Origin of the sequence: Methanohalophilus euhalobius (assembly GCF_900215215.1) — an archaeon.
GTDB lineage: Archaea > Halobacteriota > Methanosarcinia > Methanosarcinales > Methanosarcinaceae > Methanohalophilus > Methanohalophilus euhalobius.
The window spans coordinates 156,664-166,173 of the sequence record NZ_OBDR01000002.1; the positions used below are offsets into that span (position 1 = coordinate 156,664).

At 43.9% G+C, this 9,510-nt stretch carries 9 protein-coding genes; 2 read left to right on the top strand and 7 right to left on the bottom strand.

What is annotated here, in order from left to right; translation table 11 throughout:
• Positions 1-5: 5 nt before the first annotated feature.
• The 5 genes from acs to CP947_RS03115 form a co-directional block, all read right to left on the bottom strand.
• Positions 6-1,946 (bottom strand): acetate--CoA ligase, encoded by a 1,941-nt coding sequence (acs, locus tag CP947_RS03095; protein ID WP_096711769.1) that lies wholly within the window; start codon positions 1,944-1,946, stop codon positions 6-8.
• 106 nt (positions 1,947-2,052) lie between these two features.
• Positions 2,053-3,039, bottom strand: a complete 987-nt coding sequence (locus CP947_RS03100; RefSeq protein ID WP_243641539.1) for a radical SAM protein — start codon at positions 3,037-3,039, stop codon at positions 2,053-2,055.
• 27 nt (positions 3,040-3,066) lie between these two features.
• Positions 3,067-3,387: a DUF5320 domain-containing protein gene (locus CP947_RS03105; RefSeq protein ID WP_096711771.1), complete on the bottom strand. Its 321-nt coding sequence runs from the start codon at positions 3,385-3,387 to the stop codon at positions 3,067-3,069.
• Between the two features lie 49 nt (positions 3,388-3,436).
• Positions 3,437-3,934 (bottom strand): DUF134 domain-containing protein, encoded by a 498-nt coding sequence (locus CP947_RS03110; protein WP_096711772.1) that lies wholly within the window; start codon positions 3,932-3,934, stop codon positions 3,437-3,439.
• A gap of 110 nt (positions 3,935-4,044) precedes the next feature.
• Positions 4,045-4,488 carry a hypothetical protein gene (locus CP947_RS03115; RefSeq protein WP_132130935.1) on the bottom strand — a complete coding sequence of 148 codons (444 nt, stop codon included), beginning with the start codon at positions 4,486-4,488 and terminating at the stop codon, positions 4,045-4,047.
• A gap of 287 nt (positions 4,489-4,775) precedes the next feature.
• On the opposite strand from CP947_RS03115, the gene CP947_RS03120 reads away from it, so the two are divergent.
• Positions 4,776-6,794, top strand: a complete 2,019-nt coding sequence (locus CP947_RS03120) for a sodium-translocating pyrophosphatase (RefSeq protein ID WP_096711774.1) — start codon at positions 4,776-4,778, stop codon at positions 6,792-6,794.
• 221 nt (positions 6,795-7,015) lie between these two features.
• Here CP947_RS03120 and CP947_RS03125 read toward each other — a convergent pair whose 3' ends face one another.
• A complete protein-coding gene (locus tag CP947_RS03125) occupies positions 7,016-7,477 on the bottom strand; it encodes a DUF523 domain-containing protein (protein ID WP_096711775.1) in 462 nt (153 codons plus the stop codon).
• Between the two features lie 115 nt (positions 7,478-7,592).
• Between CP947_RS03125 and CP947_RS03130 the strand changes: the two genes are divergently transcribed.
• Positions 7,593-8,501 (top strand): DUF7847 domain-containing protein, encoded by a 909-nt coding sequence (locus CP947_RS03130; RefSeq protein ID WP_096711776.1) that lies wholly within the window; start codon positions 7,593-7,595, stop codon positions 8,499-8,501.
• Here CP947_RS03130 and CP947_RS03135 read toward each other — a convergent pair whose 3' ends face one another.
• Positions 8,502-9,419: a TIGR00269 family protein gene (locus CP947_RS03135; RefSeq protein WP_096711777.1), complete on the bottom strand. Its 918-nt coding sequence runs from the start codon at positions 9,417-9,419 to the stop codon at positions 8,502-8,504.
• Positions 9,420-9,510: the final 91 nt, after the last annotated feature.

Here is a 9,510-nt window from a genome sequence, read left to right on the forward strand (position 1 = left end):
GAATGTTAATCTGATAGATGAACTTTTCTTTTGAGTTCTTCGACCACTTCAGGATTCTGCAGAGTAGTCACATCCCCGGGATAAGTATTATTTGTTATTGCGCGCAGGACCCGGCGCATAATCTTTCCACTACGTGTCTTTGGCAGGTCCCTTGCAAAAACTATCGCCGCCGGACGGGCTATCGGCCCAATCTCATCTACAACATGACCCTTAAGTTGCTCTTTCAGCTCATCACTAACAGGAACATCGGCTTCAAGCACAACATAACCGACTATTACCTCCCCCTTAATTTCATCCTCTTTCCCCTCAACAGCAGCTTCTGCAACGGCCGGATGGGACACAAGAGAACTTTCAATCTCCATGGTACCCAGTCTGTGACCGGAGACCTTGATCACATCATCAAGTCTTCCAAGTACCCAGATATAGCCATCCCTGTCAGTACGGGCACCATCTCCTGACATATAGATGTCATTACCCCATTTACTCCAGTAAGTTTCAATGAAGCGTTCTTCATCCCCATGAATGGTCCGGATCATGCTGGGCCAGGGTTTTTTAATTGCAAGATAGCCCCCATACCCTTCTGGAACCGCATTTCCTTCTTCATCGAGAATGGATACCTCGATTCCCGGGAACGGACGGACAGCACTACCGGGTTTCATCGGAGTAATGCCTGGCAGGGGTGTGATCATTATCATACCTGTCTCTGTCTGCCACCATGTATCAACTACCGGGCATTTCTTGTCCCCGATGTGCTCATAGTACCAGAGCCATGCCTTCGGGTTGATGGGTTCACCGACACTTCCCAGAAGCCGCAACGAAGAAAGGTCATGCTTTGCAGGTAATTGTTCTCCCCATTTCATGAATGTACGAATAGCTGTAGGTGCAGTATAAAAAATCGTCACTCCATAATTCTCAATTATACTCCAGAACCTGTCCTTTTCTGGATAATCCGGTGCTCCCTCATACATCAGCACAGTTGCACCGTTCAGCAGGGGACCATATGTAATATAGGAATGACCTGTAATCCAGCCCACATCCGCGGTACACCAGTAAACATCATCATCTTTCAGATCAAAGACCCATTTAGCAGAGATCGCTGTTCCGACAAGATAGCCTCCGGTGCTGTGGACCACACCCTTGGGTTTGCCTGTAGTTCCGCTAGTATACATTAAGAAAAGTGTATCTTCAGAATCCATGTGTTCAGGCGGACATTCATAATCCACCTGTTTTTCGATGTCATGCCACCACACATCCCGTCCCTCTGTGAAAAATACAGAATTTGCCGCATGATTGACAACCAGCACATGCTCTATGTCATCTAATTTTTCAAGTGCATTATCGGTTTTTTCCTTCTGGTTAACCAGTTTACCTTTGTGATAGTAACCATCACAGGTAATTACAAATTTGCTGCCTGCGTCCTCAACACGTTGGGCTAGTGCTTCCTGGGAAAATCCGGCAAATACCACACTGTGAGGAGCACCAATCCTTGCACAGGCAAGCATGGCAATAACAGCTTCAGGGATCATCGGAAGATAGATTGTTACAATATCTCCTTTCTGCACCCCCAATTCTTTCAATGCATTGGCAAAGCGACATGTGGAGTAAAAGAGTTCATTATAGGTAAAGGTACGATTGTTTGCCATTTCCCCTTCCCATATAATCGCTGTCTTATCGCCCTTTGAAGAAAGATGCCTATCAATACAGTTATATGATGCGTTTAGACTGCCATTAAGGAACCATTTGCTATGCGGAGGTTTCCATTCTAAGACTTTATCCCATTTTTCAAACCAGTCTATATCCTCTGCAACTGAAGCCCAAAAACCTTCAAAATCCTCTTCAGCCTTCTTGTAGATGTCGGGGTCATTCATATTCGCCTGCATCCGGAAAGATTTGGATGCCTGAAATACACGCTCCTCTGCAAGTGATGATTCTATTATTTCATGCATGCTAGTGGACCTCCTTAAAAGTATATATAACCCTAATGATTAATCATGTATAAATGTAATGGTCCCGGTAAGATAAAAATCAACAGAAAGGCGAGCTCTGTATCAATCACAGAGCCCTGTAGTAACAATACCTACCTTCCCTGACAGGTTCAATTTTGCTCTTGTTTTCAAGTTTCTCAAGAATAGGAGAGAGCGTGTTTTCCTCAATTCCAAGGGATGTAAGCACCTGTGCAGCAGTACAGGGACGGCGCAAAATCAGGTCATACACTTCCTCCTCAATATTCTCATGTTTGAGGACGGAGCGGCCTCTTTTTATACCTTGCAATACAAGGCGCACTTTATTCCTGCCAAATTTACCGTCAAAATAGCTGGCAATTTCCTTCAACCTTTTCTCATCAACAGCATGTAGGGAAGATTCAGCGGGAGGTCGGGTTACAGTCAAGACTTCAACTTCATCCGGATCGATGTACTCCAGAACTTCTACAAGACGTGAAATTTCTCTATCGGATGAGTTGCCTGGAAACTCGTTACTTTCTACAAACATAGCCTCAATGGAAAGCTTGCAGCCATCCATCAGAGAAAGAGCCGCAAGTCCTTCTATAACTTCCTCCAGATGAATACCCGAAGCAGGTCTGTTAATATTCTGGAATGTATCCTCATAACCTGAGACTAGAGTGGCAACCACTAGATCAGCCTTTGCAAGATTCTGGCGCACATCCTTTCTGCCAACAAGGGAAGAATTAGTAATGACACAGATGGGTACATCAGAAATATCACGGATACCGTCGATCATCTCCCCAACCCATAGATTGAGGGTTGGTTCACAGGTTCCTGAGAATGTAATATAATCAATATCTTCTATACTGCGATGATAATGCCGAATACCTTCAACAACTTCGGAACACGTAACACATCCCACAGCATCCTCTGGAGATTGGATTTTATCTGTAACTGGACCCAGCTGACAGTAGACACAGTCAAAATTGCAGTTTTTCCGGCTGGAAGGATTGCGGATAACATCCACACCCAGGGACCTGCCCAATCTTCGCGAGAGGATTGGGCCATAAATTATTCTGGACTTTCGCTTTCCCACAGACATTCCCCTAAAATAAAAAGAGGATCAGACATCCTCTGATCCCTTCCCAGAAAGTTGGGTTTTCAATTGTTCTATACGCTGGGAAAGCAAGTCCTTTTCTCTTTCAAGCGCTTCAAGCTCGCTTTGCGGGGATACAGGCTGAGGAGGAGTCGCAATGGGACCCCCTCTATAGTAACCCATACCTCGTTTGAAAGGGCCACCAAATCTGTAAAAACCTCCCCTGAAGGAGTTTCCTCTTACCAATCGATTCTGCCATCCTGGGATATCATATCCGGTGCAATAACCTGCACCCTTTCCTGTCATTGGCCCCATTCCCCTGGGACCGGTTCTGTCTCCACCTGGCATATTAATACAACCTCCTTTGTCGTTCTAGCATTGATTCTAGTCTATAAATTCAACCTCGCACCATCTGGGAACCGCATTCAGGACATTTGGCCTGACTGCATGGTAAGCCCGATTGGTGAGGTTCAAGATGTCCACATGAAGGACACCTGCAATTCTGCGGAGCTGCAGCTCCACGGCCCGGGCGATTTCCACCACCTCTGCGACCCTGTCCTCTGGCCCCTATAGGACCATTTCCATCTGGACCCGTGCCATCTCCTCCAGGCATATTGAGTTCACCTCCTTCTAAAGAAATACCTTTTCCATAAACCAGTGCATCCGTAACTTTTTCAAGACCCCTACGAAGGGTTCTTTGAAATGTAGACTGATGGACTCCCATTTTCTGTGCAGCCTCTCCCTGAGACAAATTTTCCAAAATATTCAATCTCATGGATTCCAATTCATCTACACCGACATCAACAACAGGCATACTTTCATTCGTATCATCGGGACTGAAACGCCGACACCTGTAATGGAAGCCTACCATTCTCTTTTTCTTGGGACGCACCATAATATTGCATTATAATGCATAACTATATAAATTTAACTCCAAGAACAGATTGAATTCCAAACAGAAGGATAGCAGGACATAAAGATCACACATAATCAATTACTGCAGAGTCATGGTTTTTCATAAAACAGGTTTGGGATCGAATCCATACTACCCATAGTTTTTGAAGAGCCTGCGGGATAAATAACTACAAGAGAATCAACTTGTCTGCCAAGTTTCTTCTCATCATGAAGATAGAAATTATCACTTTCCCGGGATACATTTTTGAGTAAGAATCTGGAATGGGCCCTTCCGAGTTCTACGATCTTTAATTTTTCAAAATCATAAAAAAAGGCCTCAAACTCAGGTTTAAGATGACGACTGCCTAATGCAAAAACATACATGTCTCCGAAAAAATCCAGGTCATAGAACAGATCAACTGTGGCATCAGTACCTGAAAATCGGACCTGCATACTTGAAATATGTATATAATCCCCGCCATCCTCAGCCGCAAGTGCCCCTGATATAGAGCACGAAAGCAGCAAAGTTACGAGTATAAGCCCTGAAATCCTCATTGGTATAGGATAATACGCTATGATTAATATGTCTATTCATATCTGTGGTGCATATAAAAGGGAAAACATTAATACTAACAAAAATATGTTAGGGCAAATCGAACATGGCACACATCAATCTAAAAATTTTGAAACGTTAATTTATTATCAGGTGTGTTCTATTTCAATCTGCCTTCCCGGCGCCTTTACAAAGTATTATTTCAGGAAAAGGGCAGCTTAACAGCAAATCTGCCTGAAATCCAATCAAAGCATTATCATTACAGTTAAACAAATTTAGGAGAACAATAATGCAGGATATTATATACCTCGCCCCTCTGGCAGGTATCGTAAGTCTGGTATTTGCTGCATTTTTCGCGACCCGTGTCCTCAAGGAAGGAACCGGTAACGAGAAAATGCAGGAAATTGCCACTGCGATACAGGAAGGGGCCATGGCATATCTGAATCGCCAGTACAAGACAATAGCCATAGTTGCTGTAATCCTTGCTTTCTTAATCTACGCCCTGCTGGGAGAAAACAGCGGAAAAGTAGCGATAGGATTCATAGTAGGAGCAGCCAGTTCAGCTATTGCCGGATACATTGGAATGAATGTATCTGTAAGAGCAAATGTCAGGACAACAAACGCCGCATCCAGAGGACTGCATGAAGCCATGCAGGTCGCTGTCCGCGGAGGAGCAGTAACCGGGCTTGCCGTCGTAGGACTGGCCCTTCTGGGTACCAGTATATTCTACATATTATTCGGCAATGTCGATCAAGTAGTAGGATTCGGATTCGGTGCAAGTCTAATCAGTCTCTTCGCAAGGGTTGGCGGTGGAATATACACCAAAGCAGCCGATGTGGGAGCAGACCTCGTAGGAAAAATTGAAGCGGGAATCCCCGAAGATGACCCCCGAAATGCCGGTGTAATTGCTGATAACGTCGGTGATAATGTCGGTGACTGTGCGGGTATGGGAGCAGATCTTTTCGAGACATATGTAGTAACAGTCCTTGCAGCGATGCTGCTTGGTGCACAGGTACTCGAGTCATATCCCAATGCAATAATCTACCCATTAATTCTCGGTGCCGTGGCAATCTTTGCCTCCATTATCTCCATCTTCTTCGTGCGTGTCGGAAACGATAACAAGATCATGAAAGCCCTTTACAAGGGAGTTGCTGTAGCCGCATTGTTGTGTCTTGTTGCCTTCTACTTCGTAACAGACATACTCATTGGAGACATCAACATTTATTATGCATCCCTGGTAGGTGTTGCTATTATGGTGTTGATGGTTGTTTTCACCGAATATTATACTTCAACGAGTTACAGACCTGTCAAGAAAGTAGCAGAGGCTTCTGAGACCGGTGCCGGTACAAATGTAATTTCAGGACTTGCAATGGGCTTTGAAAGTACTGCCCTTCCTGTTGTAATTATCGTAATCGGAATTCTTGCCGCATTCTTCGTTGCAGGCGGAGCTGTAAATCCTGCAATGGGGCTATATGGTATTGCAATTGCCGCAGCAGCAATGCTCTCTACCACAGGAATGATCGTTACCCTGGACTCCTACGGACCAATTACGGATAATGCCGGCGGAATAGCCGAAATGGCCGGTCTACCCGCCGAGGTGCGTGAGATCACAGATGCCCTGGATGCTGTAGGTAACACCACCAAGGCAGTAACAAAAGGATACGCTATCGGATCCGCTGCACTGGGAGCACTGGCTCTTTTCGCCGATTACAGGCACAAAGTAAACATTGAAACAGGCGGACTCAGTCTTGACAATCCTATCGTACTTGTCGGATTGTTTATCGGTGCTCTCCTGCCATTCATCTTCAGTGCTGTCACGATGCAGGCAGTTGGAAAAGCTGCTTTTGGCATCATCAATGAAGTTAGGCGTCAGTTCAGGGAAATACCTGGTATCATGGAAGGTACAACCAAACCAGAGTATGGAAAATGTGTGGATATTGTAACAGCCGCTGCAATCCGCGAGATGGCAATTCCTGGTATTCTTGCAATCGCAACTCCATTACTTATAGGCTATATCCTCGGACCACTTGCCCTGGGAGGATTGCTTATAGGAATTATCGCATCAGGACTTCTCCTTGCCCTTACAATGGACAATGGTGGAGGAGCATGGGATAATGCCAAGAAACTTATCGAGGATGGACATCATGGCGGAAAAGGTTCCGAAGCTCATAAAGCAGCAGTTGTCGGAGATACCGTCGGAGACCCTTTCAAAGACACCGCAGGACCCGCACTGAACTCCCTTATTAAGGTAGTCAACATGATTGCAATCCTGTTCTCCTCCCTGTTTATAGGGGCAGGAATATTCTGAAGGTCTCTTGACCTTCATTTTCTTTTTTTTGATATAATAAAACAGTAAAAGCTATCCTACACTTATTTGTTATAAAGATAATAGAGATTGCCCTATTGAGAATTACTAATGGGGAAAAGCTGACGGGTTTTAAGGGGGGTTTAATATTTGGGGAGTGGGGTTTTAGGAAAAGAAAGACAACCCGTCAGCAACCCTCGTGATGACTACATGTTATATATATTTTACTGTTTGTGGCAATCCTGCATACTATAGCATATTCCACGCCTGACAAGTTCCATCTCGATTTCTTCAAAAAAAACACCCCTGCCAGCAACATGTTCATGTGTGAAGTTTGATACCCTGCCCGCAGGACCAGCCACGGTTGTGAGGTCTGCAGCACAGGAAGGGCTTTTCCCTACACCCACAAATTCAATGGAAAAACCCCTGCGATAAAATTCCTCAATCATATCTGCAAAGGGGTCGAATAATTGCCTGCAGAATTTCCTGTAGGCCGAATGGATTAACTGGTCTCTGGTAATTTCCCGGCGACTTGAACCAAAATATATCAGTTCCGGACAGGGAAGTTGAATTACATTCTTTTTCCCGGGAGAAAACTTTCCCGGATTTTTAATCCCTGCCAGACGCGACTCAGGGTTGAGAAGACAGTGAGAAACTACCATAATTTTATCATTTTCGGCATCCATTGAATCACCTGCATGAGAATCTTTATACAATAAGAAGACTTATGGGTACGCAGTTATATCCATAGGGATACTTCCATATAACTATCACGACATGGTAATCGGGAGATAATATTTAATGGAAAATATAAATACGGTTCTGAGAAAAGGTTTTCAGACCTGGACACACAATCTCAATATTTGCATCCCCTTCTTTTTGAACATATTTGCAGGTATATTTGCAATGTTTGTTATTTTCATGGTTGCGGTCATCATATTTGTTATGCCTGCAATGCAGGACATTACAACAGACCCCACAAATATCAATCCTGAAATGGCATTTGGAGTCCTCACAACTGCCTTTTATGAAAATATGGGATTGTTCATACTCCTGTTCATCGCAGCATTTGTAGTATCCACCCTGATAAGTTCCTATTTTTACGGCGGAGCCATAGGAATGGCAAAAAAAGCTCTTCAAAATGGGTCCACCAGCATCAATGAGATGTTTACATCAGGAAAAAAGAACTTGATCAACCTCTTCCTTACCAGGTTCATAGTAATACTGATTATCCTCGCAGGAATAATCTTCGTGGTGCCCGGAATACTGGCCATTGGGAACCTGAACATATTGATACAAAACCCTGAAGAAGCACTCTCGGGAACATTAATCCTTGTTTTTGGAATATTTGTCTGGATATTCTATGCAATCGTAGTCAAACTGATTTTTACTTTTGCAGAATATGCACTGGTTGTTGGTGGACTGGAACCCCTGGAAGCCCTGGAAGAAGGTTTCTCATTTTTCATGAACAATAAACTTGATACAGTTATCCTTTGGCTGGTTCTGATTGGCCTGTCAATACTCACAGGAGTAGCCGGGGAAATTCTCAGTTCCATCGAAATACTCAGCACATTCTGGTCATTTGCCGATTTTGTCCTGTCCTTTGCAGTAATCCAGCCCCTGACAGTACTGTGGTGGACAAGGATGTATTTAAGCGGTAAAAGCACACAGTTTTATGATATTGATGACTATCTGGAGTTTAAGCGTTGATCAGGTCTTGCCAAGAAGCCGACATGCCTGACAGACATCAGCAGTGCAGGCCTGTCCGCAAATTGTGCATTTTTTAATTTCCGCCTGAGGGAATTCTTTTGCAAGTATTCCCACCATTTTATCAAAGCCCTTCTGGATTGAATATTTCGTACCGGGATGTTTTTGCTCAAAATCATCAAGCATCAGTCTTACTTCGTTACGCAAGGCCTCGTGTTTGTAAGGACACAGGCTTATATCTACCGGAATATCATTGACCTTTGCATACAATTCCACTTCTTTTTCAGGGATTTTGCGTAAGGGTTTGGCACGCAGGACCAAACCTTCGAGTTCTCTTGGCGGAGAAAGACGTATCATCCGCTCCACATCACCCCCCAGATGGTTCATCATTATCGTCTGGGCCTCATCATCAAGGTTATGGCCTGTCACAAGTCGTTTTGCCCCGATATCAAGAGCTATCCTGTTAACCAGGGATTTGCGCAGCACACCACAATAACTGCATGCACCATGTACCCTTTCTTTTGCTGCCAGTTCATCAAGGGATGTATCGTATTCCTCAGCAAAACTATGGATAAGATGCTTTACACCAATATCAGATGTCAGTTTTTTGGCATAGCCTATTGAGCGCTTTCTGTAAACAGAAATACCTTCATCAACTGTAATTGCAACCAGTTCCAGATCCCTGCGTTTGCCAAAAATCTTGTTCAAAATATACAGGGCCACACAGCTATCCTTACCACCACTCAAGGCAACTGCAATTTTTTCGTTTTTACCTATATTGTAATTCTTGCGAATCGTAAGCTTGACCTTGCGTTCTACATCTTCTGTAAAATGTTTTTTGCACAGGTGCATACCGGAATATGGCTGGTAAATGATAGCTTCATGATTGCATTTCATACACCTGGTTTTTTCTTCGGTCATGTGACCACATTCAATTTGACCTCGTATAAATACTTACGTTACACATTGAATACAAATAAAAATAACAAACGGATAATATTCTAATATAAAC